The 24,649-nt window shown below is 74.0% G+C and carries 18 protein-coding genes and 2 tRNA genes; 5 read left to right on the forward strand and 15 right to left on the reverse strand.

Features of this window, described 5'->3' with window-relative positions; genetic code table 11:
• Nucleotides 1-77 precede the first annotated feature (77 nt).
• The 6 genes from ABTY40_RS26610 to ABTY40_RS26635 form a co-directional block, all read right to left on the reverse strand.
• Complete coding sequence (locus tag ABTY40_RS26610; protein WP_352061841.1) at nucleotides 78-1,382, reverse strand: MFS transporter; 1,305 nt, start codon at nucleotides 1,380-1,382, stop codon at nucleotides 78-80.
• Nucleotides 1,379-2,548, reverse strand: a complete 1,170-nt coding sequence (locus ABTY40_RS26615; RefSeq protein ID WP_352061842.1) for a PLP-dependent cysteine synthase family protein — start codon at nucleotides 2,546-2,548, stop codon at nucleotides 1,379-1,381. The genes ABTY40_RS26610 and ABTY40_RS26615 overlap by 4 nt, the downstream gene beginning before the upstream one ends.
• A 118-nt stretch (nucleotides 2,549-2,666) precedes the next feature.
• Nucleotides 2,667-3,173, reverse strand: a complete 507-nt coding sequence (locus tag ABTY40_RS26620) for a hypothetical protein (RefSeq protein ID WP_352061843.1) — start codon at nucleotides 3,171-3,173, stop codon at nucleotides 2,667-2,669.
• A gap of 114 nt (nucleotides 3,174-3,287) precedes the next feature.
• Nucleotides 3,288-4,028 carry a MerR family transcriptional regulator gene (locus ABTY40_RS26625; RefSeq protein ID WP_352061844.1) on the reverse strand — a complete coding sequence of 247 codons (741 nt, stop codon included), beginning with the start codon at nucleotides 4,026-4,028 and terminating at the stop codon, nucleotides 3,288-3,290.
• A 123-nt stretch (nucleotides 4,029-4,151) separates the two neighbouring features.
• Nucleotides 4,152-4,225: transfer RNA gene (locus ABTY40_RS26630), tRNA-Met, on the reverse strand.
• 53 nt (nucleotides 4,226-4,278) lie between these two features.
• Complete coding sequence (locus tag ABTY40_RS26635) at nucleotides 4,279-4,761, reverse strand: rhodanese-like domain-containing protein (protein WP_352061845.1); 483 nt, start codon at nucleotides 4,759-4,761, stop codon at nucleotides 4,279-4,281.
• A gap of 216 nt (nucleotides 4,762-4,977) precedes the next feature.
• Here ABTY40_RS26635 and ABTY40_RS26640 point away from each other — a divergent pair, with 216 nt between their 5' ends.
• Nucleotides 4,978-5,916 carry a sigma-70 family RNA polymerase sigma factor gene (locus ABTY40_RS26640; RefSeq protein WP_352061846.1) on the forward strand — a complete coding sequence of 313 codons (939 nt, stop codon included), beginning with the start codon at nucleotides 4,978-4,980 and terminating at the stop codon, nucleotides 5,914-5,916.
• Nucleotides 5,917-5,999: 83 nt separating this feature from the next.
• Here the strand turns inward: ABTY40_RS26640 and ABTY40_RS26645 are convergent, their stop codons facing one another.
• The 3 genes from ABTY40_RS26645 to ABTY40_RS26655 form a co-directional block, all read right to left on the reverse strand.
• A complete protein-coding gene (locus ABTY40_RS26645) occupies nucleotides 6,000-6,716 on the reverse strand; it encodes a phosphatase PAP2 family protein (protein ID WP_352061847.1) in 717 nt (238 codons plus the stop codon).
• Nucleotides 6,713-8,080, reverse strand: a complete 1,368-nt coding sequence (locus ABTY40_RS26650; RefSeq protein WP_352061848.1) for a diacylglycerol/lipid kinase family protein — start codon at nucleotides 8,078-8,080, stop codon at nucleotides 6,713-6,715. The genes ABTY40_RS26645 and ABTY40_RS26650 overlap by 4 nt, the downstream gene beginning before the upstream one ends.
• A gap of 122 nt (nucleotides 8,081-8,202) precedes the next feature.
• Nucleotides 8,203-9,147, reverse strand: a complete 945-nt coding sequence (locus ABTY40_RS26655) for a hypothetical protein (protein WP_352061849.1) — start codon at nucleotides 9,145-9,147, stop codon at nucleotides 8,203-8,205.
• Between the two features lie 990 nt (nucleotides 9,148-10,137).
• On the opposite strand from ABTY40_RS26655, the gene ABTY40_RS26660 reads away from it, so the two are divergent.
• Genes ABTY40_RS26660 through ABTY40_RS26675 form a run of 4 tightly spaced genes read left to right on the forward strand, consistent with a single transcriptional unit; the run spans nucleotide 10,138 to nucleotide 13,247 of the window.
• On the forward strand, nucleotides 10,138-10,536 hold the full coding sequence (locus ABTY40_RS26660) for a hypothetical protein (RefSeq protein WP_352061850.1): 399 nt from the start codon (nucleotides 10,138-10,140) through the stop codon (nucleotides 10,534-10,536).
• Nucleotides 10,537-10,546: 10 nt separating this feature from the next.
• Nucleotides 10,547-11,344, forward strand: a complete 798-nt coding sequence (locus ABTY40_RS26665; protein WP_352061851.1) for an ATP-binding cassette domain-containing protein — start codon at nucleotides 10,547-10,549, stop codon at nucleotides 11,342-11,344.
• The gene (locus tag ABTY40_RS26670) at nucleotides 11,341-12,639 is read left to right on the forward strand and encodes a hypothetical protein (protein ID WP_352061852.1); all 1,299 of its coding nucleotides are present in this window, start codon (nucleotides 11,341-11,343) and stop codon (nucleotides 12,637-12,639) included. The genes ABTY40_RS26665 and ABTY40_RS26670 overlap by 4 nt, the downstream gene beginning before the upstream one ends.
• Entirely contained in the window at nucleotides 12,636-13,247 is a 612-nt protein-coding gene (locus ABTY40_RS26675; RefSeq protein WP_352061853.1) for a hypothetical protein, read from the forward strand. Before ABTY40_RS26670 ends, ABTY40_RS26675 begins: the two co-directional genes overlap by 4 nt.
• A 429-nt stretch (nucleotides 13,248-13,676) precedes the next feature.
• Here the strand turns inward: ABTY40_RS26675 and ABTY40_RS26680 are convergent.
• The 6 genes from ABTY40_RS26680 to ABTY40_RS26705 form a co-directional block, all read right to left on the reverse strand.
• Nucleotides 13,677-13,749: transfer RNA gene (locus ABTY40_RS26680), tRNA-Lys, on the reverse strand.
• Between the two features lie 126 nt (nucleotides 13,750-13,875).
• Nucleotides 13,876-16,971, reverse strand: coding sequence for an FG-GAP-like repeat-containing protein (locus tag ABTY40_RS26685; protein ID WP_352061854.1), 3,096 nt, complete (start codon nucleotides 16,969-16,971; stop codon nucleotides 13,876-13,878).
• A gap of 280 nt (nucleotides 16,972-17,251) precedes the next feature.
• Entirely contained in the window at nucleotides 17,252-20,524 is a 3,273-nt protein-coding gene (locus ABTY40_RS26690; protein WP_352061855.1) for an FG-GAP-like repeat-containing protein, read from the reverse strand.
• A gap of 256 nt (nucleotides 20,525-20,780) precedes the next feature.
• Nucleotides 20,781-23,063, reverse strand: coding sequence for a DEAD/DEAH box helicase (locus ABTY40_RS26695; protein WP_352061856.1), 2,283 nt, complete (start codon nucleotides 23,061-23,063; stop codon nucleotides 20,781-20,783).
• Between the two features lie 202 nt (nucleotides 23,064-23,265).
• Entirely contained in the window at nucleotides 23,266-23,919 is a 654-nt protein-coding gene (locus ABTY40_RS26700; protein WP_352061857.1) for a hypothetical protein, read from the reverse strand.
• A 280-nt stretch (nucleotides 23,920-24,199) separates the two neighbouring features.
• Nucleotides 24,200-24,550, reverse strand: coding sequence for a metallopeptidase family protein (locus ABTY40_RS26705; RefSeq protein ID WP_309050248.1), 351 nt, complete (start codon nucleotides 24,548-24,550; stop codon nucleotides 24,200-24,202).
• Between the last annotated feature and the right edge of the window lie 99 nt (nucleotides 24,551-24,649).

Here is a 24,649-nt window from a genome sequence, read left to right on the forward strand (position 1 = left end):
ACCGGGGGATCCGGGCGAGCGGGGGGAGCCGGGTGACTCGGGGTGCCCTGGGGCCCGGGGCCGGCGTGGCCGGCCGGTCAGGCGGTGCCGGGATCGGGCTCCGAGGCCTTCGGCGACTTCGGCGGGTTCGACGTCACGGGCGGCACGGACGGCACCGGTGGCTCGGGCGGGGGCGCCGCGAGCCGGCCGCCGCGGGCCAGGAGCGCGACCGCCCCCGCGCACAGCACCCCCACCGCGCACAGCGCCAGCCACGGCACCACCGACCAGCCGGTGACGTCGAGCAGGACGCCCGTCCCCAGGTTCCCCAGGGTGATGCCGATCCCGCACACGGTGTTGTAGAGCCCGTAGTGGGTGGCCACCCAGCGCCCCCGGGACAGGGCGACGACGGTGTCCATCTCGTACGGGTAGAGCACCGCGTTCGCCACGGCCAGGACCGCCGCGCACAGCAGCAGCCCCACCACCCCCCGCCCGAACGCCGCCGGGAGCAGGAAGGCGGCGCCCATCAGGGCGAGGCCCAGCACGAGACAGCGCTCGCGCGGCAGCCGCGCCGTGCACCAGGCCGTGATGCGCAGCTGCCCGGCGAGCGCCACCAGCGCGGACACCACGAACAGGGCGGTGGTGAGACCCGTACCCCCGGCCGCGAGCGGCAGGGCCAGATAGACCTGGAAGGACAGCACGTACGAGCCGGTCATGGCGAGCGAGAACAGCCAGAAGGTGCGGTGCGCGAGGACCGTACGGAACTGGCCCCGGCCGCCGTCGCCGCCGGCGCGGTCCGCCTCCCGGCCCCGTACGGGCAGGTGCCGGAGCTGCACCAGGGTCAGCCCGGCGAAGAGGACGGCCGCCACCCCACAGGTCAGCCGGAACGACACCCCGGTGAGCGCCACCCCTGCCAGCGGCCCGAGCAGGATGCCCGCCTGGTAGTACGCGTTGAAGAGGGCGAAGGCCTCCACCCTCCGCGCCTCCCCCGCCTCGGCGGCGAGGAAGGCCCGTACGGCCGGGTTGAAGAGGGCGCCCGCGAGGCCCGTGGCGAGCGAGGCGGCGAGCAGCACCGGCAGCGACTGGGCGAAGGCGAGCGCGCCGAAGCCGGCGGTCCGCAGGGCGCAGCCGGCCACGATCAGCGGCTTGAAGCCGAGCCGGTCGGCGAGCGCGCCGCCGATCAGGAACATGCCCTGCTGGGAGAGGTTGCGGGCGCCGAGGATCAGCCCCACCGCCCAGGCCGCCATGCCGAGCCCGTCCGCGAGGTGCGCGGCCAGGAACGGCATGAGCATGTAGAAGCCGAGGTTGATGGTGAGCTGGTTGAGGAACAGCAGCCGGACGGCCGGTTCGAAGGTACGGCTCTGCTTCCAGATGCCGCCCTTGGGCGGCGCGGCCGTGGTACTCAACGGATCCGTCCCGTCCGGCCGGCCCGGTCGCCGGAAAAACCGGGGAAGCCGGGGAAACCAGGGTGTCCGGGCAGACCGGGCAGACCGGTGGCCCGCCCGGTGCCGGGGCCGCCGGCCCGGTCGGTGCCGCCGGCGGGCCGCGCACCCCGGTCCAGGACCCTGCGCGTCCAGCCGTCGACGCGCTCGGCGCTCACGAACGGCGCCGGCTCCTCGCGCACCGGGCCGTCGAGGAGGCCGTGCGCCGCGCAGAACTCGTCGTTGAAGACGGTGTCGAAGTACCGCTGCGGCCCGTCCGGGAAGACGGCCGCGATCCGGGTCCCGCGCGGCCGGGTCCGGGCGAGCCACGCCGCCACCAGCGCGACCGCGCCCACGCTCCAGCCGCCGGTCGCGAACTGGCGCGCGGCCAGGCGGCGGGCCGACCGCACGGTCTCGGCCGGGCCGACCCAGTGGACCTCGTCGAAGGCCGCGTGGTCCACGTTCGCCGGGTGGATGGAGGAGCCGAGGCCCCGCATGAGCCGTTCCCCGGCCGGAAGGCCGAAGACGGTGGAGTTCACGGAGTCGACGCCGACCAGTTCCAGGGCCGGGCTGCTGGTGGCGCGCAGCGCGCGGGCGATGCCGGCCGAATGGCCGCCGGTGCCGACCGCGCAGACCAGCACGTCGATCCGGTCGAGCTGGTCGGAGAGCTCGGCGGCGAGCCCGGTGTAGGCGCCGGGGTTGTCGGGGTTCCCGTACTGGTCGGGGCACCAGGCCCCGTCGAGGTCGGCGAGCAGTTCGGCGACCCGGTCCTTCCGGGCCTGCTGCCAGCCGCCGTGCGCACTGGGCTCGGGCACGACGTGGACGCGGGCCCCGTGGGCGACGAGCATCCGCTCGACGATCGGTTCGAGGCCGGGGTCGGTGACGACGTGCACGGGGTGGCCGTGGAGGACGCCCGCGAGGGCGAGTCCGAGACCGAGGGTGCCGGAGGTCGACTCGACGACGGGCGCGCCGGGGCGCAGCTGCCCGCGCCGGCGGGCCTGTTCGACCATGTGGAGGGCGGCGCGGTCCTTGATGCCGCCGAAATTGAAGCCTTCGAGCTTGGCCCAGTAGCCGTCGTCCGTCCACAGGACGGGCGTGTTGCCGACGGTCTGACCGGCGATGCCGGGCGGCGGGTACAGGGGCAGGGTCATGGGGGGTACGTCCTTGGAGTGAGTACGCCGGAAGGAAGCCTTGCCGTGTCCGGGGCCGTACGCGTGGCGCCCCGGGGCGACCCGAGGGGGCGCCCCGGTGGTCGTACGGCGGCAGGGCTCAGTTCCGGTTCACTCCGAGGGCGATGAGCAGGTGTCCGGGCTCGGGCCCGGGACCCGCCCGGTCCCGTACGCGGCGGGCGTGCGGGTCGGCCGGGAACAGCGCGTCGTGCGCGACGAGCGGCGCTCCGGCCGTGTCCGGGGCGGTGAGCTGGGGAGCGGCGGGTGTCTGCGCCGCCGGCAGGTGGACGTCGTGGGGCAGGCCGCCGTCGCCGCCCTCGTGACAGCCGTGCGTGGGTGACCCGGGCACGGGGGACGCGGAGGGGGCGGGCGTTCCGGAGTGGGCGGAGGTCCCGGAGTGGGCCGGAGCCGCGAAGGGAGCGGCGGTCCGGGCACCGGGTCCGGCGGCCGCGGGGGCGGCGAGGGGGGCCGGGAGAGGGGCGGGAAGAGAGGCCGGGAGCGCGTGCCCGTGCGCGCCGTGGCAGATCCCGGCGAAGAGGGCGAGCACCGTGAGCAGCAGCAGGAGGGCGGGCGCCCGCCGTCCTGCCTGTTCCCGCGTGTGCGCCACGCGATCCGCCACCCCGGTCCCGTCACTCATGGTGCGCGCGAGGCTACGGGCCGCGCTCGGCGGCACGCAAAGGGGCGGGCCTCGTTTTGGCCACCGTTTACTTCGGGACGGTCGCTACAGGTTGCGCTCGGCGAAGACCTTCAGCGCGTCCCGCACCAGGATCGCCGTGCCCTCGCCGTGCCGGTCGTAGTTGGCCGTGAAGCGCGGGTCGTCGACGTACATCTGGCCGAGGCCGATCACGTACTCCTTGCTCGGTGCCGTCGTGGCCGACAGCCAGTCGCAGTGCCGCCGGGCGAGTGCCTGCGCCTCCTCGGAGTCCGGGGCGAGCCCGGCCCGCGCCGCCGCCGCGAAGCCGCGCGCGATGTCCTTCTGCTCGTCCATGAACGCCTTCTTCTCCGCGTCGCTCAGCGACCGCCACCAGCGGTCCCCCCGCTCGTACGCGTCCCGGCCCCAGCGTTCGGTGACCTCTACCTCGTACCGCGTGTGGTCGAAGCCGTCGAAGACTTCCTCCGCCATCAGTTCCTCTCCTCTCTCGGTCTTGTGGAGAGTGGTCCGCACGGCCTCGATCTGCCGGCCGACGCGTTCCCGTTCCTGCTCCAGGAGGCGCAGGTGGGTACGGAGGGCGGCGGAGGTGTCCCGCTGCCCTTCGAGGACCTCGGCGATCGCGGGCAGGGACAGGCCCAGCTCCCTCAGGAGCAGGATGCGCTGCAGCCGCACGAGCGACGCCTGGTCGTAGTACCGGTAACCGTTCGCGCCGATCCGGCTCGGTTCCAGCAGCCCCAGCTCGCCGTAGTGGCGGAGCGTACGGCTGGTGGTACCGGCCTTCCTGGCGATCTCCTGGATCGACCACTCCATGACGGAAACGCTAGAACTTGACGTTGCGTAAAGGTCAAACGCCGCTCGGGAGGTTTCCGGGGAGGGCGGGGGAACGCCGAAGGCCCGGATCCGTTTCCGGATCCGGGCCTTCGGGCTACTGAGTAGCGGGGACAGGATTTGAACCTGCGACCTCTGGGTTATGAGCCCAGCGAGCTACCGAGCTGCTCCACCCCGCGTCGGTGAACACCACACTACGGCATGGAGGAGCGAACACGGAAATCGGTTTCCGTCAGCACCCGCAGTCGGCGGCTTCCGCCGGTGCCGTGAGGGTGTCCGGGGCCTGCCGCGCGGGCCCCTCCCAGGTCTCGTACGGGAAGCCCTCCCGCACCCAGTACTCGAAGCCGCCGAGCATCTCCTTCACCTGGAAACCGAGCTGCGCGAGGGCGAGCGCGGCACGCGTGGCGCCGTTGCAGCCGGGGCCCCAGCAGTACGTGACGACGGGGACGGCCTTGTCGAGCAGCTGCTCGGCCTGCTCGGGGATGAGCGCGGTCGGCAGGTGGATCGCGCCGGGGACGTGCCCCTGGTCCCAGGAGGCGGTCGAGCGGGAGTCCAGGAGGACGAAGCCGGGGTCGCCGCCGGCGGCGAGCACGGCGGCCACGTCGGAGACGTCCGCGTGGAAGGCGAGGCTTGCGGAGAAGTGGGCGACCGCGGCGGCCGGGGCGGCCGGCGGGGTGCGGAGAACGGGGTTGACCTGCGGCGTTGTCGTCGTCATGGTGATCAATCTACGGATGCTGAGTACGGTGCTGAAGAAGCGTTTCCCGGCGGTGGGCGGCTTCGGCCGGGGATTCCCGGGCGTTCTGCGCGCAGCGGCGTGGATCTCACGGAACGGACCTGTCAGGGGTCCTGGCCACCCTCTCCGGGCCGTGTCACATCCACGCGTTTCGATCCGTCATGACGCATGACGGGACACGGAGGGGGAGTCCGGGACATGGATGAGCGCACGGGTACGGCGGCGGACGGCCGGTACGCCCGCGGACACGGGGACGAGGAGGCGCTGGCCCTGCGGTTCGAGGCCGACCGGCGGCACCTGCGGGCGGTGGCGTACCGGATGCTGGGCTCGCTGAGCGAGGCCGAGGACGCCGTGCAGGAGACCTGGTTCAAGCTCAGCCGCAGCGATGTGAGCGGGGTCACCAACCTCAGCGGCTGGCTCACGACGGTCGTCGGCCGCGTCTGCCTGGACATGCTGCGCTCGCGCGGCTCGCGCCGCGAGGACCCGCTCGAGTTCTACGTCCCCGACCCCGTGGTGCGGGCCGCCGACACCACCGACCCGGAGCGCGCGGCGGAACTCACCGAGTCCGTCGGCCTCGCGCTCCTGATCGTCCTGGAGACCCTGTCACCGGCGGAGCGGCTCGCGTTCGTGCTGCACGACATGTTCGCCGTCTCCTTCGACGAGATCGCGCCGATCGTGGACCGCAGCCCGGCCGCCACCCGCCAGCTCGCCAGCCGGGCCCGCCGCCGCGTGCGGGACGCCTCCCCCGGGCCGGGGCCGGACGCCCGCCGCCAGCGGGAGATCGCCGACGCCTTCCGGGCCGCCGCGAACGCCGGTGACTTCGAGGGCCTGCTCGCCGTCCTCGACCCGGACGTGGTGCTGCGGGCCGACAGCGGGAGCCTCGCGGCCTCCCGGCTGGTGCGGGGCGCCGAGGCCGTCATGGCCCAGGCCGTCACGTACTCGAAGTTCCGCCACGCGGTCCTGCCGGTCGTCGTCAACGGCGCGCCCGGCTTCCTGTCGGTCGTCGACGGGCGTCCCGGCTCGATGCTCTCCTTCACGATCGCCGGCGACCGCGTCGTAGCCCTCCAGGTCCTCGCCGACCCGGCCCGCCTCGCCGCGCTCCCCTTCACGGAGGAGGACCTGGCACGCGCGAGCTGAGCGGGCGGGGCCGGGGGTCGGGAGCCGGGCCGCGGGACGGGCCCGTACGGCTCCGGCTCCGGCGGTGGTCGCGCCGCGGCCCGTCAGCGGGGGCCGGTTCCTCCCGCGCCCCGGGCCGCCGTCCAGGAGGCGGCCGCCGTGAGGGAGGCGGCGGCGCTGGCGACGCCCAGGACGGCGCCCGCTGCGACATCGCCCGGGTAGTGGACGCCCGTGTGGACGCGGGAGTACGCCACCGCCGTCGCGAGGGCCCAGAGCGGCGCCGCCGCCGGGGGGAGCGTGGCGCCCACGGCCGTGGCGAAGGCGACCGCCGAAGCGGTGTGCCCGGAGGGGAACGAGGCGGAGTCGGGCATGGGCACGTGCCGGCCGGCCACCACCCGGGCCGCCTCGCGGTCGGGGCGGGGCCTGCGGACGAGACGCTTGCCCAGCAGGTTGGCCGAGGCGGAGGCGACGGCGACGGCACCCGCGCCCACGAGGGCGGCCCGGCGGGGCCGGCCGGGGGCGAGGGCGAGGAGCGCGGCGACCGTGAAGGAGATCTTGGAGTGGTCGGCGGCGGTGGAGAGCCGGCGCAGCGCCGTGTCGAGCGTCGGGGTGGAGGTCCCGGCCACGGCCGCGTACACGGCGCCGTCCACGGCCCGCAGATCCTGCAGGACCGCCCGCGCGGTCCCGGCCCAGCCCTGCGGCTCCTTCCGCCGTGCCCCTCCGTACCCGGAGCCGGGATCGGGGTCCTGCCCGCCGTACCCCGAACCGGGATCGCGGTCCTGACCGCCGTCGCCGTGGCCGTGGGTCTTCGGGTCCGTCATGCGCCGCTCCTTGCCGAGGGTCGGTTGCCGAGCGCGAGCCGGAGGATCCGCCGCCAGTCCAGGGGCGGCGGCGGGGGCGTGGTCCCCGGCCGGTCGCGCGGTACGCGTACCCGCAGAGCGCGGGGACGCAGCACGCACACCACAGGTGTCGGGAGGTTCAGCGCCTCCCCGTCCACGGCGACGGCGATGCTGCCGGTGCCGGTGCCGTTCGTGGTGACCTCGACCCGCCGGGCCGTCAGGACGTTCAGGGCCTCCGACTGGGTGCCCCGGACGGCGAGTTCGGCGGCCTGGACCGCGCCTTCCACCCGGATGCCGATGACCCCGAGCCGGCCACCGTCGAGCCGCGGCCGCTGGGCGGCGCCCGGCGCGAACGGATCGGGGGTGGCGTAGGGGTTGTTGCTGACGAGGAGCGCCTGCTGCGCCGGGAGCCGCTTGCCGTCGGCCCGCGCGTCGAGCCGGGCGCCCGCCCCGCCCTGGAGGAGGTCGGGAAGCAGCTCGATCGCGGTGCCCGCCTTGGCGTCCCGGTACTCCGGGTGCTGGACGACGTCCGCGTACACGCCGAAGGAGACCGTGTTCACGAAGGGCCGGCCGGAGACGGAGCCCAGGTCGACGCGGAGTTCCTCGCCGTCGGTCAGGGCGTCCAGGCAGGCCGCGGGGTCGGTGCGGTCGAGCCCCAGGTCCAGGGCGAAGTGGTTGCGGGTGCCCGCCGAGATCACCAGGAACGGCAGGTCGTGCTCGGCGGCCACGGCGGCCACCAGCGCCTGGGTACCGTCCCCACCGGCCACGCCGAGCAGGTCGGCCCCTTCGGCGACGGCGCCGCGGGCCAGCGCCTCGACGTCGTTCTCCCGCTCCGGGTCGATCAGGATCACGCGGGCGCCGAGCTTCTCCGCCCGCTCCACGAGCCCGAACCGGCCGACCTTCCCGCCGCCCGACTTCGGGTTCATGATGAGCACCGGCCGCAGGGGCCGCCGCGCGGGGACGCCCCGGACGGTCCTCGGCCCCTCGCCGGGCCGGCGCAGCGCGGACCGGGCGCAGCCGAGGGCCACGGCCCACAGGGCGAGGGAGGCGAGGGCGACCACCCACACGCCGCCGAGGACGTACAGGGCGAGGACGGCGGCGGGCGAGCCGACCGCGAGCACCGCCCCCAGCAGCCGCAGGAGGCCGCGGTGCGCGACGAACCACCACAGCCCGACGGCCGCGGCGGCGAGCCCCGCCAGCCCGCTCAGCAGTATCAGGAACCCCCCGCTGCCCAGCGCCGTCAGCAGCACCACCACGGCACCGCCCGCGGCCGCCAGCGCGCACCGGGCCAGCCTCCGGGCCGTCCCCGCCGGATCACCGGGACCGCTCGCCGTCACCGTACTCACCCGCCCACCTCCACCCTCCAGGTTCGCCCACGCCCCCGCACCACCATGCGGAGGGGACCGCTCCCGGCCCTCACCCGTGGCCGTCCGTGCGGCCCCCCGGACGTACCTGGAGCGCGTGGGCGTCACTCCCCGCCGGGACGCCACCTCCGGGCCTGCCGGACGGCGACACGGGAGGCCCAGACCCACAGGAACGCACCGACCACGAATACCACGCCGATGGTCGCCGCGATCAGCTCACCGGTGACGGAGGACTCGCCGTGCGCGGCCACCGGAGCCGCGAGCGCGGCGGCGACGGCGGTCCCCACGGCCCCGGCGACGGCGAGCGGCGCGAGGACCGACCAGGCCGCGCTCGTACGGAAGACACGCAGCCCACCGGTGAGGACGGAAAGGGGGGCGAGGGCGCGGCCCTGGCGCAGGAACTCCGCCAGGGCGGCGAGGCCCGTGGTGAGGGCGAGCACCGTGATGCCGGCCATGCCGAACAGGGCGCTCCAGCGGCCCTGGTCACGGTTGGGGACGCCCGCGGTGAGCTGGTCCTCCCCCGGCGCGCGGACGACCGCGCCGCGCGGGAACACCTGGTGCGACCACCGCTTGAGGGCGGGTACGGAGAGGGGTTCACCGTCGGGCCGCAGGACGGCGAGGGTCGCGCCGCCGTCGTCGGAGGCGGCGCGTTCCGCCAGCGCCCGGGGGTCGGTCCGGCGGATGACGAGCGCCGTGTCGGGGCGGGGGGTCCACCGGAGCAGCTCGCGCAGCTTCGGGTCCGCCGGCGGGTCGTCGAGGCGCGCCTCAGGGGCGGGACAGGGCAGGCGCAGAGCGGTCAGGGCGGCGCAGTCGCCGTGCAGGGTCGAGGTGATGCCCCGGTCGCCGGGCGGGGTCAGCAGGACGGCTCGCGTGCCGGGCGCGCCGGCGAGGAAGGCGGCCACGGCGGAGGCGGATGCCTCCCCGCGGATGCCGACGGTGACGAGGCTCCGGCCGACGCGGTCGAGGGTCCGACGCGCCTCGGCGGTCTGCGTGCCGAACAGCCCCTGCCACGCCATGGCCTGCATGAAGACGATGCGCGCGATCGACACGCCCGTGACGAGACGGGCCGTCCCGCCGGGGTGGGTGGCCGGCGCGCCCGCTCCGCGACTCTCCTGAGCCGGCTCCCATGTGCGAACACGGACGCGACCCACCGCTGGCCACCGCTCTCCCGGGAATCGATCGCTCCGGCGGGCTGGGTCTGGACCACTGCTCCCCGAACAGACCGAACTACGAGCTCTGTTGGCTCTTGCCTGCTTCAACCACGGAACGCTGACCGCACCTCGACTGCGCTGGCGGGTCGGGCAGATCGGCGCGTACGGCCCTGTCATTTCCCCCCGATTCGATCACCTCGTACTGATCGTCGCCGCCTGCGACACCGTCGCCCTCCGCCTCGTCGGCAGCTCGACCGACCCGCACATCCCTGGGATGCGGGCCGAGGAGCGTCTGGGCTACCACCTGTGGTGCCTGCGGCACCTCCCAGCGGTGCCCAGATGTACGTCTCCGAGCGAGGCACTCTTTCCGCAGGTCGGGGTCGCGCTCGACGCCTGCCGAATCTGCGCCGGCGACTTGACGTGAGGAGTCGCTCACTGCTGACGAGTACGACAAGCTCGCCGCCGTACCCGAGATCAGCCCGTCCATGAAACGGCTCCTGGCCGGCATGTGGGTGCGCACGTCCCTGCGGGATCCGGACGACTCCTTCGATCTGGGGGGCTGGTTCATCGATCCGCTCGACCGCTCCACCGAACGAGCCCGCTGGGCACCCACGAGCCGCCTGCGGGGACCCGAGGGACGATGGGACCTCGAATGGCGGGGCTATCCGTGTTCTCCCGAACTGAGACCGGGGTCCGTGGATGCCCCGATGACCTCTTTGCGTCAATCGATCGTTGCGGAAGCCGTCTGCCCTGGTCAGGAGGCGCTGCGCTTACGACTTTCGGTCATCTCGTGCGCAATGTGAACAGCGTCACGTTGTTGGTGATCGGGCTCGGGTTACGGTCCCTCACGTTTGCGAAGATCAAACGAGGGGGAACACCAAGATGCTCATGCGTAAGCGCATAGCAGTCGTCGGAATCGCCGCTGCTCTGGCTCTTCCGGCCGGTATCGCCGTTGCCGGTGAGATCAGCGGCAGTCGGCTGACGTTTTCGATTGCGACCTCCGGGTCGAAGGAAGACGGCGAGCGCTGGAACGGCCCGAGCTCCGGTCACGCCAGGGCGTGTGGCGACGTCCCCACGTCCGACCTGAAGACGTTCAGCGGCTACGTGTACCAGGACAAGTCGCTCATGCCCGACCCGCAGATCGCTTCCACCTCCCGCGGCTACTCTTCGGCCTACGGGTGCGGTTCCTACGGGGGCACCACCACGGGTGGCAAGTACTACACGAAGGCCACGTGGGCCGGTGTTTCGGGCAGCCGTGCCTACGGCTACGTGGCCGCAGAGAACTAATCGGGAAACTGTGTCTGTCGACAGTGACATCACCGCGACCGGCGCCACGCCGGTCGCGGTCGTCGAGGGCGCCACGGTCCGTTACAAGACCGTGGTCGCCCTCGACGGCGTGCGCGCGGAGTTCCGCTCCGGTACCACCGCCCTGCTCGGCCCCAACGGCGCGGGCAAGACCACCCTGCTCTCCTTGCTGAGCACTGCCAGGCGACCGCACGAGGGGACGGTGTCTCTGCTCGGCGAGCCTGTACGCGGCCGGGCCGGACTGTGCAAGGTCCGGGAACGCATCGGCGTGCTGCCGCAGTCCTTCGGCTATTACCCGCGCTTCACGGTACGGGAGTTCGTGGAGTACGCGGCCTGGCTGCGCAAGGTGCCGGGTGGACAACGGCAGGAGCGTGTGCGCGAGGCCCTGCGCCTGGTGGAGCTCGAGAAGTACGCGGACCGGCGCATGGGCGCGTTGTCCGGCGGCATGCTCCGTCGGGCCGGAATCGCGCAGGCCGTGGTGAACCGCCCGGCCCTGGTGCTCCTGGACGAGCCGACGGTCGGTCTGGACCCCGCGCAGAGGGTGGGGTTCAGGTCCCTTATCCGTGACCTCGGGGAACGCTCGGCGGTGGTGATGAGTACTCACCTGGCCGAGGATGTGGCCCACGTCTGCGACCGTGTGCACGTGCTCCTGGAGGGCCGGATGCGTTTTACCGGTACCGCCGCCGAGCTGTGCGCCCAGAACCCCGACCACGACGGCAGCGCACCTGACGGCCCCGCGGTGGAATCCGGCTACCTGGCCGTGGTGCAGGCGAACGGGGTACGGACATGATCCGCGTGCTGCTTCACGAGATGCGGCGCGGCGAGGCGGGCAAGGTAGCCCTTCTCTCGGCAGTGGCCGGGGTCTGGTACCTCGTCTCGGCGGATGCCGCCACGAGCGACTGGGTCGGCTGGTGGAGCCAGACCAGCATCAAGGTCCAGGTCTTCGGCGTGATCGTCATGGGCTCCTTGATGAGCGCAGCGGCCGCGTGGACCGCCGGCCGTGCCCGGCGCACTCGCACGAGCGCATGGTCCGACACCACGCCACGCGGAGGCTGGTCACAGGCCCTGCTCCTGTGGGGTGCGGCCTGGATCTGGTCGCTGGCGGTCTACGCCCTGATGACTGTCGTGGCCTTCCAGCGCACGGCCGGTATCAGCGACGTAACCGAACCCGTGTGGACCCCGCTGGTGCTGGCCTTGGCGATGACCGCACTCCAGATCGCGGCGGGCGTGGCCGCCGGCACCCTGATCCCGTCCCGGATCACGGCTCCGGCCATGGGGGTGCTCTGGTACCTGGTGTTCGTGCTCTTCGCCTTGGTCCCGGAGCTCCCGCTCGCCGCCCTGTTCCCGGCAATAGACGAGCACTGGGACGCCACGTTCCAGCCGCACACCACCAGACTGCTGATCGCGACCGCGTGGTGCGCGGCCGCAGCCCTCGCTCTGCCGGCCGTGCCCGCTCTCGTGCGCCGTGCGGTGCCTTCTCCCGGCCCGCTCCTGATCGTGCCGGCCATCGTCGCGGCGGTGGCCGGAGGCGCCCTGCTGACCTTCCGGGCTCCGGTACCCGATCCGTTCTGGGCCGTCCGTGCCGAGCAGCCCGCCGAACCCCTCTGTGTCACCCAGGGGCGTACGAAGGCGTGCCTGTGGCCGGCCGACAGCCATCTGCTCCCGCAGGCCCGGGCGGCGGTCCGGACCGTGGACGGCGCGCTCGGCTCCCTCTCCGGGTTCAACCGCAGCTTCTACGAGACCGGCCTGCGGCCCGAGGGCCCCGACAGCGCGGAGCTGCCGGTCTACCGGCCGGTCATGGACTCCCGCTCCCTCACCGGGGCGATGCTCGACGCGTCCCTGCCCCAGCCGCCCAGTGGGTGCCAACCCCACCTTCTCAAGGCGGCCGGCGGGTACCCCGACACGTTCCTGTTCCAGGCTGTGGTCTCTTCGCGCGCCAAGTTCGCCGCCCCCTATTACGGCGAGGAGTTCTCCAGCGCACTCGAAGGGGTCCTCAAGGCGCCTGCCGCCGCTCAGGACCGGTGGCTCACCGCTGCCGCCCGCGAGATCGGCGCGTGCCGCCCCGTCCCACCCCTGCCCCGGTGAACCCCGCTCTCGCGCACGCCCGCAGCCGCAACCTGCCGTGGGCGGCCGTCGCGGCGGCGGTGGTGGCCGTAGCCACGGCCGTGTTCACCCGGGAGCGGGTGGACGTCCCCGACTTCCGCCACCTGGTCGACTACGCCGTACCCGTGGCGGCGGTCGTTCCCGTCGCGTACGCGGTCGTCCTGGGGACCACGCTCCACACCCCCATGGCCGACTTGGAGCACGTGTCGGCCCGTCCCGTGTCCCTCTACCGGCGCCTTCAACTCGTCGCACTCACCCTGTTCGCCACCGTCCTGTCGGCCCTGCCCCTGGCGTTCGGCCTGCCCGTCGAGGTCTTCGCGGTCTCGGTCCGCAACGCGGCCGGCTACCTGGGACTCGCGGTGATCAGCGCCCGCTTCTTCGGCAGCGGCCTGGCCTGGCTCCTGCCCCTGGCCACCTTCGGCCCGACCCTCCTGCTCGGCGTGAGTGCGGACAACACCCCGGAATGGTGGGCCTGGTCCATCCACCCGGGGACGTCTCCCGGCGCCCTGACCCTCGCGTCCCTCTTCTGGCTGGCCGCCCTCCTCCTGCCCGCACCGCCGCCCAGCCCCGAAGACCGGGCGGAGTCCTAGGAGCAGCCGAAGGGCCGGACGGCTCTCGCGGTCCGGCCCTTCGGGCCGGCGGAGGATACGAGATTCGAACTCGGGAAGGTGGAGGCTGAGGGGTGCATCGACGTGCACGCCGGGGAGTCGCTGGAGCCGTCTCGGGGTCGCCGTCAGGACTCACTGGCGCCCGGTTCGTCGACGCGGGCAGTCTGGCCGAGTGGCTGGCCGGCTCCGGCTGGGACGAGGAGGACCTGATCGACGAGGAGTTCGACATGCCACTGTGGGCGGATGTCGCCTCCCGCCTGTCGCCGGGGGGCCGGCGCCTGTACCTCAGTCCGTCTCCGACGGGTCCGTCCGCTCACGCACGGGCCCCGGAACGACGAAGCGCCCCGCCCGGTCGAAACCGGTCGGGGCGCTCCACCGCAGGTCAGGGGGCTTCCCCTCCCCCGCTCTCGGTAGGCCGTGTGGGACTCGAACCCACAACCAATGGATTAAAAGTCCACTGCTCTGCCAATTGAGCTAACGGCCCGTGGACAAGCACGCCCATGCAGCATAGCCCGAGAGGTACGCGGAACAGATCGAGTATCCGACACACCCCGCCCCGCGCCGCGACGCGGGGGTGCGGGGCGGGGCGGGGCGGGTGGTGGGGCTGGGGTCAGAAGAGGCCCTTGAAGCCGTTCCAGCCGCCGGTGCCGATGAGGACGCGGCCGCCGAAGGCGCCGGAGCCGGTGCCCTCGTAGCTGTAGAGGCGGCCGGCGGTGTCGCGGGCCACGAGGTCGGTGACGCCGTCGCCGGAGAGGTCGCCGAGGCCGACCAGGGCCGAGTAGCCGTTCCAGCCGCCGCCGAGCTTGACGCGCGGGGAGAGGCCGCCGGTCGCGGTGCCGTAGTAGCGCCAGAGGACGCCCGCGGTGTCGACGCCGAGCAGGTCGTCGCGGCCGTCGCGGTTGAGGTCGCCGGCGCCGATCAGCTTGGTGTAGAGCTTCCAGCCGGTGCCGATCCGCACGCGCGGCTTCAGGCGGTGGTCCGCGGTGCCCCCGTACAAGTACAGGTCGCCGTTGGAGGCCTGGCGGGCGATCAGGTCGGTGAAGCCGTCGCCGTTGAGGTCGCCGGGCGAGGTCAGGACGTCGAAGCCGCCCCAGCCGGAGCCGAGCGCGGTGTACGGGGAGGAGGCGGAGACGACCTGCCCGCAGCCCGGTCGGTAGGACCGCAGCTGGTCCCCGACGCGGGCGAGGACGTCGGCGCAGCCGTCGGCGTTCACGTCGCCGAACGGCACGAGGACCGAGGTGGTGGGGAACTTCGCGCCCGTACCGGCGATGCGGGACGACAGGCCGCCGTACGCGTTGCCCCGGTACATCGAGACGAGCCCGGCCGTGTCCATCACCAGCAGGTCGCCCTGCCGGTCGTTTCCGGCCAGATCGCGCCGGCCGGGGGTGCCGCCGGTGACGGTGAGGCCGCCGGAGAGGGCGAGGTCCCGGCCCTGCCCGTCGGCGGTGTTGGCGGTCAGGTCCCAGACGTACGGGCCGTTCGGGGCGGTCTTGCCCGCGGCCGTACGTCCGTCCCAGGCGATGTCGATCCGGCCCCGGGTCTCGCCGCCGCCGTAGCTGCGGACGACCGTCCCGGTGTGCGGGTCGCGGATGTTCAGGCGCCACATCGAGGCGGGCTTGGAGAGCGTCCAGGACGCTTTCCAGCCGTCCTTCGAGCGCGCGGACGCGGGGGCGCTCGCCGCGGCGGCGGTGAGGTCCGAGGCGGGCACGCCGGTCCACACGGCGTGGACGCGCTGGTCCGCCCCGCGGTACGCGACGGCCCCGCCGAACCGGTCGACGGTCCACGTCTCGCGGCGCGGGCCGGCGACCGGCGAGGCGTCGACGAGCGTCCGCGTCCGGGCCGTACCGGTGTGGAAGTCGGTGACCCGGAGGTACGAGGCGGCGTCACGGGACACGTAGAAGCCGTCGCCGAGGAGCCCGCCGCCGGTCACACCCTGTCCGAGCGCGAGCCGCGCACCGGTCCGCAGGTCGTGGACGCCGTGCGCACCGGTCTGTCCGCAGGCCCAGTAGAGCCAGCGGCCCGCCGAGACCTGGAACTCGGTCGCCGGGCAGCCGGCCCCCGTCGAGAACGTTCCGGTCGCCTTGCCCGTCGCCAGGTCGGTCCGGGCCACCTCGCCGTTGACCGCCGTACCCGTGAAGAGGGTGTCGCCCCAGACGGCCGCCGCCGTCCTCGCCTGCTTGCGGACGACGGGCGAGGTGCCGGCCGGCGCGTCCAGGTTCAGGACGAGCGTCTGGCCGCTGCCGCCCTGGAAGACCGCCCACCGGCCGAAGACGTCGGCGAGCTGCCCGTGGTTCTCGCCGGTGAGCGCCCGCGTCACCCGGCCGGAAGCGGTCCGGGCGACGACCTCCAGGGGCTTGAAGTCCTCGTGCGCGAGGTGGACGGTGCGGCCGTCACCGCTGGCGAAGAGCGGGTTGTTGCGCTCCAGGCGCTTCTGCTCCGCGCCCAGGGGGACCGGCTTCGACTGCCCGGTGTGGAGAGGACCGACCGGCAGCGTCCGCTCGAAGAAGCCGGAGCCCCGCGAGCCGCCCCACTCCAGCGAGGAGAGGCGGCCGGCACCGAGCGCGATCGACTCGACCGTGGCGGCGACCGGCTCGACGGGGGCGGCGAGCTTCTCCAGGATCGGCGTGCCGTCCTTGCCCCGCACCACCTTCTGGAGGGCCCAGTCCGCCGGACCGGTGCCGCCGACGACGGCCGCGGCGGCCGTGTCCTGGCCCGTGACCTGGTTGAGCTCGGCCTGGGCCTTCTCCAGGAGGGTCAGCGTCCGGCCGTCCGGGTGGACGGCGACGAGCTTCCGCCGCAGGACCGGGTCCGCGCCCCCGGGCTTCGTGAGAGCGAGGACCCAGTCGCCGACGAGGCCGATCCGGCCCGTGGCGTCCAGGTCGGCGGGGAGGGCGAAGGTCTGCTCGGCGGCGGCGGTCGGAAGGGCGCGGTCCCGTACGTGCACGGTCCGCGACCGGTCCACCCAGGCGATCCGGTCGGGGCCGAGGACCACCGGGCCGGTGGAGTCACTGCTGTACGTGGTGGAGGCGTCCTCGATCGCGGTCACCCGGCCGGTGGCGAGCTCGACGAGGCCGAGCCCGGTGAAGTCGTAAGCGCTCCCCTGGCGCGCGTAACGGATCACGGCGACGGTGTCGTCGCCCGCCACGAGCTGCGCCGTGCTCAGATCGGCGTCGGCGGGCCAGCCCGTCACCGGCGTCTGAGGGCCGGTGAGGTCGGCGGCCCTCAGCAGAGAGAAGCCGGTGTTCCGCTGGAAGAGCAGGGAGTCACCGAGGAGTCCCACGTAACTCGCGTCGGACGGCGGGGTGAACGGTCGCTGGGCGCCGGTCCCCAGGTCGCGGACGGCGTGCTCGCCGAGGGCGGGCTCGACGTACACGTAGCGGCCGCCGATCCCGGCCTCGGCGAAGCGCGGGTGGGCTTCGTAGCCCAGCGGGACGCTCGTGCCGGTCGCGAAGTCCGTCCACACGAGCCGGTCGCCGTTGAAAGGGTCGCCGTCCTCCGTGGCGTGGGCGTAGCCGCCCGCGGAGACGGCGGTGACGACCTCGCCGCGCGGTACGGCCCGCCAGTCGGGATCGATGTCCAGCTGGTCGATGCCCACGATCGGCGAGGCGCTCACGGACGGCGCGGCGCCGATCCCCGAGGCCAGAAGCGCGGCGGCGAGGACGGCGATGCGCGCGCGGGGTCGCCGCGCGCGGGGGTGACGAGTCAAAGAGGGGTCCCTCCCCGGGAAACCTGATGTGCGAGAAGGCGGGGCGGGGCGGTATTCCGCCGGGCCCCCTGGCCGGCGCCCGCGCTCCCGTCGAGAACGTGAGCGTATCCCGCCGCCGTCGAACCCGCGTACGAGGGCGGCTCGACGGGCAGGGCCCGTACGCCACCGAGGTGTCGTACGGACCCTGGGGACGCGCCGGCGGGCAGGCGCCTCGATCCAGGAGGCGCCCGATCCGCAAGTGCCGCGCTGCGTCAGGCGCCTCGGTCCGGCGGAGCGCCGGTCAGGCCAGCCGCGCGTACATCTGCCAGCCGGTGCCGATCCTGACCCGCGCGGACAGGGTGCCCGCGCCGGTGCCGTTGTACCGCCACAGCGCGCCGGAGCCGTCCCGGGCGACCAGGTCGGCCTTGCCGTCGGCGTTGAGGTCCCCGACGCCCACGACCGTGTTGTAGGTCTGCCAGCCGGTGCCGATCCTGACCCGCGGGCCGAAGGTGCCGCGGCCCGTCCCGTAGTACCGCCACAGGGCGCCGGCGCCGTCCCGGGCGAGCACGTCGCCCGTCCTGTCGCCGTTCAGGTCGCCGGCCGCGACGACCGTGTCGTAGATCTGCCAGCCGGTGCCCACCCGGACCCTCGGCTTGAACGCGCCGGCGCCGTTGTCGGCGTACATCCACAGCTCACCGGCGGGGGTGCGCGCCAGCAGGTCCGTCCGCCCGTCGCCCGTCAGGTCGCCGGGGGCGGAGAGGTGGTGGTAGATCTGCCAGCCGCCGCCCAGGGCCGCCCGCTTGCCGCCGGGCGCGAACGCGGTGCCGCAGCCGCCGTCGTAGCGGGTCAGGGCCCCGGAGGCGTTCCGCACCAGCAGGTCGCCGCACCCGTCACCGGTCAGGTCCCCGAAGGGGACGAGCAGGGAGGAGGAGGCCCAGCCGCTCGCCGACGGTCCCGTGCCCACGGTCCCGGTGCCCGTGCCCGGCCGCACGGTCAGCGTGCCGCCCGGGGTGAGGCCGAGCAGGTCGCCCTTGCCGTCGCCGGTGAGGTCGTGCCAGGCGGGCCGGGCGGCGGGAGCGCCGCCGGTCACCGTCAGCGCGCCGGTCAGGGAGAGGTCGGCGCCGATGCCGTCGGCGGGCCGGGCGGTGAGGGTCCAGGTGTAGCCGCCGTTCCGCGCGGCCTGGCCGGAGGCGTTCCGCCCGGTCCAGGCGGCTTCGATCCGGCCGCGAGCCTCGGGCCCGGAAGCCGTGTGGACGACCGTGCCGGTGGCGTTCTCCTTCACGGTGACCTTCCAGGCGCCCGTGGGCTTGGAGGTCCACCAGCGGCCGGACCAGCCGGTGTCGGAGGCGGCCAGGTTCAGCGCGGCGCCGGTGACGGCGGAGTCGATCACGGTGACGGGCGGCGCGGGGACCCCGGTGGTGACGACGCGGATCCGCTCGTCGGTGCCGGCGTACGCGACGTGGCCGCCGAAGCGGTCGACGGTCCAGTCCCGCCGGGCGTGGGCGTCCGGGCCGAGGTCGGCCGCGGTGGCCAGCGTCCGCTGGGGCACGTCGGCGGCGGAGCCGGAGGCGGGAAGCCCGGCGTGCAGGTCGTACAGGCGCAGACCCGCCTCCGGGTCCTGCCGCACGACGTAGCCGTCCCCGAGCAGCACGTTGCGGATGTTGCGGCCCGGCAGGGTCATGGTCCGCCCGGTCTGCCGGTCGTAGACGCCCGAACCGGTCCCCGGGGTCCAGCCGTCCTGGTCGCAGGACCAGTAGACCCAGCGGCCGGCGGCCTGGAGGGTGGCCGGAGCGCACTCGTTGGGGGTGGTGAAGGACGGTCCCGCCGCGCCGGACACCAGCGACTTCGAGGTGACCTTCGGGCTGTCCTTGGCGACGCTCCAGAGGGTGGAGCCCCACAGGGCGGCGGTGAGGTCGGTGCGCCGCTCGCGGACGGTTCCGGCACCCGACTTCGGGAACTCGACGACGTACGGTTCCTCCCGCAGGACTGTGGTGGCGGAGGCGACCAAACCGAACCGGCCGGAGAGGTCCACCAGTTCACCGCTGTACATGCCGCTGGTGACGCTCGGCCCCCCGGCCGTGCTCCTGCCGTTCTCGTACAGCACGGTGGCATCGTCGTACGAGTCGTTCCGCCGCCCGTGGAAGCCGTCGCCGCTCGCCCACATCACGACGCAGCGGCCGGTGTAGGAGGAGCAGTCGCCGTCCTCGCCCTGCAGCAGCCCGTCCACGGTGGTCCGCAGCGGCTGAGGCTGCCCGTTGGCGGACAGCCAGGTGGAGCGGTAGACGCCGTAGTAGTCGGCCGGCTGGAAGTAGGTGCTGTTCTCGCCCCGGGTGAGGATGCCGCTGCCCAGGGAGAGTCCGTAGATCTTCGCGGGCATGGGCTCGACGGTGGTGAGCCGGCGCGTCTCCACGCTCCCGCCGGAGGCCGGTACGAGCCGGTGCACGGCCCAGTCGACGTCGCCCCGCGGTTCGGCTGCCGCGGTCCCGGCGACCAGCGCGGTCCCGTCGGGTGCCACGACGATCTGCTGCCCGGCCAGTTCCAGGACGGGGGGCTTCCGGTCGTCCTCGTCCTCCCCCGGGAGGATCCACAGGGGCGTGCCCCGGTACTCGTCGTCCCCGGGGTTCTGCCGGTCGACGGCGCGGACGGTCGTGCCCACGGCGGCGAAGGTCACGTCGCTCGAGAGGAAGCCGGACTCCACCGTGCGGATCAGGGTCCCCGGCGCGGTGCGGTCCAGGACGTCGACCTTGTCCCGCCCGGTGCGCAGCCGCAGGATCGTTCCGGCGCCGAGGCGGAAGCCGTCCACGTCCGCGGAGCCGTCCTGCGGTCCGACGAGCGGCTCGGCCACCCCGTCCGCCAGGTCGGTGAGCGCCCAGCTCTCCGGGCCTCCTGCGGAGTTCCGGTACCTGAGGACGAGCGAGGTCGCGTCACCGTCCTCCACACCGGTGGGCACGGTCCCCTCCGGCAGGCCGGTGACGGGCGTGTCCGTCACCTTCCCTCCCTCGGACCGCAGCAGGTGGAAGCCGGTGGGCGCGTCCGCCGCGCCGGTCCGGGTCACCACGGTGTCGCCGAAGGTGCCCAGGTACGTCTGGCCCTCCGGGAGCGCGATCTCCGCGAAGACCGCGCCCGCGCCCTTCTGCAGGGTCACGCGCGGGGCCGGGGTGGCGGAGTACACGGCGACCGTGTCGGAGCCCCTGCCCCAGTGACCGCCGCCCCCGATGGGCAGCTTCTGCCGGTAGTCCCAGTAGCCGGTCTCGTAGTCGTAGCGCGGCGCCTCCGGCAGGGTGACCGCGAGCGGCGTCGCGGTCCCGGTGGCGTAGTCGATCCACTGGAGGCGGACGTCGCCCTCCTGCGCCAGCAGGTAGCCGGTCTCACCGGCGGTGAGGATCGAGGTGGCGCGCGGCGAGAAGCGCGGCGCGGCCGGCAGCACGGTGGTCTGCGGCGCCGTGTCGGCGACCGCGGGCGGCGCCGTGATCCCGGCGGACGTCGCCGCCGTGATCGTCGCGAGCGCGAGGACGAGGCCTGCGCGGGTGCGCCGGCCCGAACCGCGCGCGCGGTCGTTGCCCTGACGGATCAAGGAAGGTCCCTCCCGGAAAACATGGGGTCAGGGAGGGCGCGGCAGCACCTCTGCGGCGGCACGCGGACGGGAGAACCCTGTCTCGGTCGTCCCCCCTGAGCGGGGTGACCCTACCAACACCGGGACCGGCGCGGCGAGGGTGTTCCGAACCCGTGCACGACGAAGGGCCCGTACGCCACCGAAGTGTCGTACGGGCCCTTCCCGTCAGATCGTCACCCGCTCACGGGGACGCGCGGTGTCCCGCGGACCGGCCGGATCAGCCGTTGCGCTTCCAGCGCGGCTTGTCGTCGCGGCGGCCGGCGCCGAAGGAGCCGGAACCGGAGCCGGAGGGGCGGTGGTCGTCGCGGCGGCCCGAGGGGCGGTCGTCGCGGCGGAAGCCACCCGCGGGGCGGTCGTCGCGGCGGTCACGGTTGAACGGACGGTCGCTGCCACGGTGGCCGCCGGAGGGGCGGTCGTCACGGCGGAAGCCGCCCGAGGGACGGTCGTTGTCCCGGCGGTCGTCGCGGCGGAAGCCACCGGACGGACGGTCGTCACGGTCGCGGAACGACGGACGGTCGTTGTCGCGGCGGAAACCACCGGAGGGGCGGTCGTCACGGCGGAAGCCACCGCGGTCGTCACGACGGTCGTCCCGGTTGAAGCCGCCGGAGGGGCGGTCGTCGCGGCGGAAGCCGCCGGAGGGACGGTCGTTGTCGCGGCGGAAACCACCGGAGGGACGGTCGTTGTCCCGACGGAAACCACCCGAGGGACGGTCGTTGTCCCGACGGAAACCACCCGAGGGACGGTCGTTGTCCCGACGGAAACCACCGGACGGACGGTCGTTGTCCCGACGGAAACCACCCGAGGGACGGTCGTTGTCCCGACGGAAACCACCGCGGTCGTCACGGTCCCGGCGCTCGTAGCCGCCCCGGTCGTCACGGTCGCGGAAGGGCGGACGCTCCTCGCGGCGCTCGTCCCGGCGCTCCTCGCGCTCCGCCGCCACGGCGGCGGCCGCGACCTCGGCCTCGGCGGCCTCGGTCACCTCGGCGATGGCGGTCTCCGGGTCCTCGCCGCGCTCGCGGGCGGCGCGGGCGACCAGACGGTCGGCCTCCTCGCGCAGCTCGACGGCCCGGCGCTGGAGGCGCTCCAGCTGCTTGGTCAGGTCCACGACCTCGCGCTCGGCCTGCTTGGCGGCGTTGTTCGCGGAGTCGGCCTGGACCTCGGTCAGCGAACGGGCGCCGGTGATCTCGGCGACCTCGGGGTCGAAGGCGCCGGCCCCGCCGACGATGTGGCGCGAGGCGTCGACGCCCGCGTCCTCCATCAGGCGGAAGATCTGGCGGCGCTGGTGCGGCAGCGCCAGCGACACGACCACGCCGGACTTGCCGGCGCGGGCGGTACGGCCCGAGCGGTGCAGGTAGTCCTTGTGGTCGCCGGCCGGGTCCACGTTCAGGACCAGGTCGATGCCGTCGACGTGGATGCCGCGGGCGGCGACGTCGGTGGCGACGAGCGCGTTGACGTAACCGTCCTTGAAGTCGGCGAGCGTGCGGGTACGCGCGCCCTGGGTCATGCCGCCGTGCAGCGCGTCCGCCTTGACGCCCGCCTCGCGCAGCTGCTCGGCGATGCGGTCGGCGCCCAGCTGGGTGCGGACGAAGATGATGGTGCGGCCCTTGCGGGCGGCGATCGCGGCGGTGACCGGCGCCTTGTCCTTGGGCTTCACGACCAGGACGTGGTGGGTCATGGTCGTGACGTTGCCCTGGGCGCTGTCGACCTCGTGGACGACCGGGTCGGTCAGGTAGCGCTTGACCAGGGTCGCGATCTCGTTCTCCATGGTCGCGGAGAAGAGCAGGCGCTGGCCGCCGGCCGGGACCTGGTCGAGGAGCTCGGTGACCTCGGGCAGGAAGCCCAGGTCGGCCATCTGGTCGGCCTCGTCGAGGACGGCGACCTGGACGGCCTCCAGCGAGCAGGCGCCGCGGTTGATGATGTCGCGCAGACGGCCCGGGGTGGCGACGAGGACGTCGACACCGCGCTCCAGGGCGTAGATCTGGTTGCCCATGGACGTGCCGCCGCAGACGACCTTCATCTTCAGGCCGAGGACGTCGCCGTACGGCTGGAGCGCGTCGGCGACCTGCATGGCCAGCTCACGGGTCGGGGTGAGGATGACGCCGCGGGGCTTCTTCTTGTCGGTGTGGCCGCCGGCCAGGGTGGCGAGCAGCGGCAGACCGAAGGAGAGGGTCTTGCCGGAGCCTGTACGGCCCCGGCCGAGGATGTCCTTGCCGGCCAGGGCGTCCGGGATGGTCGCGGCCTGGATCGGGAAGGGGGTGGTCACGCCGTTCTGCGCGAGCTTGCGCACGACGCCCTCGGGCAGACCCAGGTCACCGAAGGTGATCTGGGGGGTCGCGTCGGCCTCGTCGGCGTCGTCCGCCTCGGCGGTGTCGGCGGCCAGGTCGGCCTCTGCGGCGTCGAGGGCCTCGACGACGTCGACGGTCTCGGCGGCCTCGGCCGCGTCGGAGACGATCTCGTCGTTCTCGGGCATGACGGCGTGGTCAGAACTGAAAATGGACATGCGAAATGCGAAACCTTCCGGAGTCTCGGCACGCGCCCGTCAACTCCGTGTTTCGCACTACGACCGCCTCGATGCGGTCAGTCACGGCAAGGGAGAGTACGCGCCAGTCGCGGCGCTCATCGATAGTGGCGCCGGGGGCAAATGGGATCAAACGATCTACCACCATACGCACCCTCCCCCACCCATGGCAAACCGGTGCGCGTCACACCGGCCCGACCTGCGGTGATGCCGTCGGCTCGGACGGTTCACCGGTCTCCCGCGCCGCCCACATGGCACCCATCTGGGTGTCCGGACCCGGCGCCGGCGGGTCGCTGGGGTTGGTGGTCGGCTCGGGCGTCGGCTCCGGGGTCGGCTCGGGAGTGGGCTCCGGCGTCGGCTCGGGGGTCGGCTCCGGCGGCTCCGGGCTCGGAGTGGCCCCGCCGCCCGTACCGCCGGTCCCGCCACCGCTCCCGGCCCCGCCGCCCCCGCCCGTACCGCCACCGCTTCCGGTGCCTCCGCTCCCGCCGCTGCCGCCGGTCCCGCCACCGGAGCCGCCCGAGCCACCGTCCTGGCCGCCGTGCCCGGCGCCCGCCGAGGGCAGGGGCTTCACCGGGCCGCCCGGCACCGGGGTCCGGTCCGTGGGATTCCTCACGCCGGGCGAGGGCTTCGCGGGGGCCGAGGCGGAGGCGGAACCGCCGGGCACCGGGGACTCGGTCACCTCACCCGCGGCGTCGGGTCCGCTCCGCGAGGTCGGCCCCGCCCAGGCGCCGTCCTCACCGGCCGCGCCCCCCGCGCCGCCCTCGGCCTCGGCCGCCGCGCCCCGCTCGGAGCCGGAGGCACCGGGCGACGGCTTGGCCCCGTCCTCACCGACACTCATACAGCCGCTCAGGCCGGCGCAGGCGGCGACCGCCAACGCGGTGGCGGCCCATCTCACACGGGTGGGCAAAGTGCGCACGGGGGGACCTCCAGGACACAACGGGCAGGAACGGAACGCGTTGCCCTGCCCAACTCCCCCGGCGCCGCAAGGGACACGCCCCGAACGCGCCCGGAACGCGCCCCGCACGCGCGGGCCCGCCCCCTGTCGCCCCCGGCCGCCGGTACGCCTCCCGGGCCGCGAGCCGAACCGTTACGCCCCCGGGGCCGCCGGCCCGGCCCCGTCAGCCGTAGCCCAGCGCGTGCAGCCGCTCGTCGTCGATGCCGAAGTGGTGGGCGATCTCGTGGACGACCGTGATCTCGGTCTCGGCGACCACGTCCTCGCGCGACGCGCACATCCGCAGCGTCGGCCCCCGGTAGATCGTGATCCGGTCCGGCAGCACCCCGGCGTACCACTCGCCCCGCTCGGTCAGCGGCGTCCCCTCGTAGAGCCCGAGCAGTTCGGGGTCGTCCGCCGGGGGCTCGTCCTCGACGAACACCGCCACGTTGTCCATCAGCCGGGTCAGTTCCGGCGGAATCCGGTCCAGGGCCTCGGCGACAAGCTCCTCGAACTCCTCGCGCGTCATCTCCAGCACGGGCTCATTCTCCCCCGGAAGGAGGCCGTTCCCACGGGCCCCGGGAAACCGTTTTGGCGATACCGGCCGCCATCCCATATGCTTCTCACGTCCCCGACG

The sequence above is a fragment of the Streptomyces sp. NPDC126503 genome (genome assembly GCF_040302405.1).
Lineage (GTDB): Bacteria > Actinomycetota > Actinomycetes > Streptomycetales > Streptomycetaceae > Streptomyces > Streptomyces gulbargensis.

Excerpts from the sequence above, each read along its gene's own strand:
- ABTY40_RS26700 (WP_352061857.1), bottom strand. The coding sequence starts at position 23,919 with ATGAGTGTCGGTGAGGACGGGGCCAAGCCGTCGCCCGGTGCCTCCGGC.
- ABTY40_RS26695 (WP_352061856.1), bottom strand. The coding sequence starts at position 23,063 with ATGTCCATTTTCAGTTCTGACCACGCCGTCATGCCCGAGAACGACGAG.
- ABTY40_RS26640 (WP_352061846.1), top strand. The coding sequence starts at position 4,978 with ATGGATGAGCGCACGGGTACGGCGGCGGACGGCCGGTACGCCCGCGGA.
- ABTY40_RS26660 (WP_352061850.1), top strand. The coding sequence starts at position 10,138 with ATGCGTAAGCGCATAGCAGTCGTCGGAATCGCCGCTGCTCTGGCTCTT.
- ABTY40_RS26625 (WP_352061844.1), bottom strand. The coding sequence starts at position 4,028 with ATGGAGTGGTCGATCCAGGAGATCGCCAGGAAGGCCGGTACCACCAGC.
- ABTY40_RS26670 (WP_352061852.1), top strand. The coding sequence starts at position 11,341 with ATGATCCGCGTGCTGCTTCACGAGATGCGGCGCGGCGAGGCGGGCAAG.
- ABTY40_RS26645 (WP_352061847.1), bottom strand. The coding sequence starts at position 6,716 with ATGACGGACCCGAAGACCCACGGCCACGGCGACGGCGGTCAGGACCGC.
- ABTY40_RS26635 (WP_352061845.1), bottom strand. The coding sequence starts at position 4,761 with ATGACGACGACAACGCCGCAGGTCAACCCCGTTCTCCGCACCCCGCCG.
- ABTY40_RS26615 (WP_352061842.1), bottom strand. The coding sequence starts at position 2,548 with ATGACCCTGCCCCTGTACCCGCCGCCCGGCATCGCCGGTCAGACCGTC.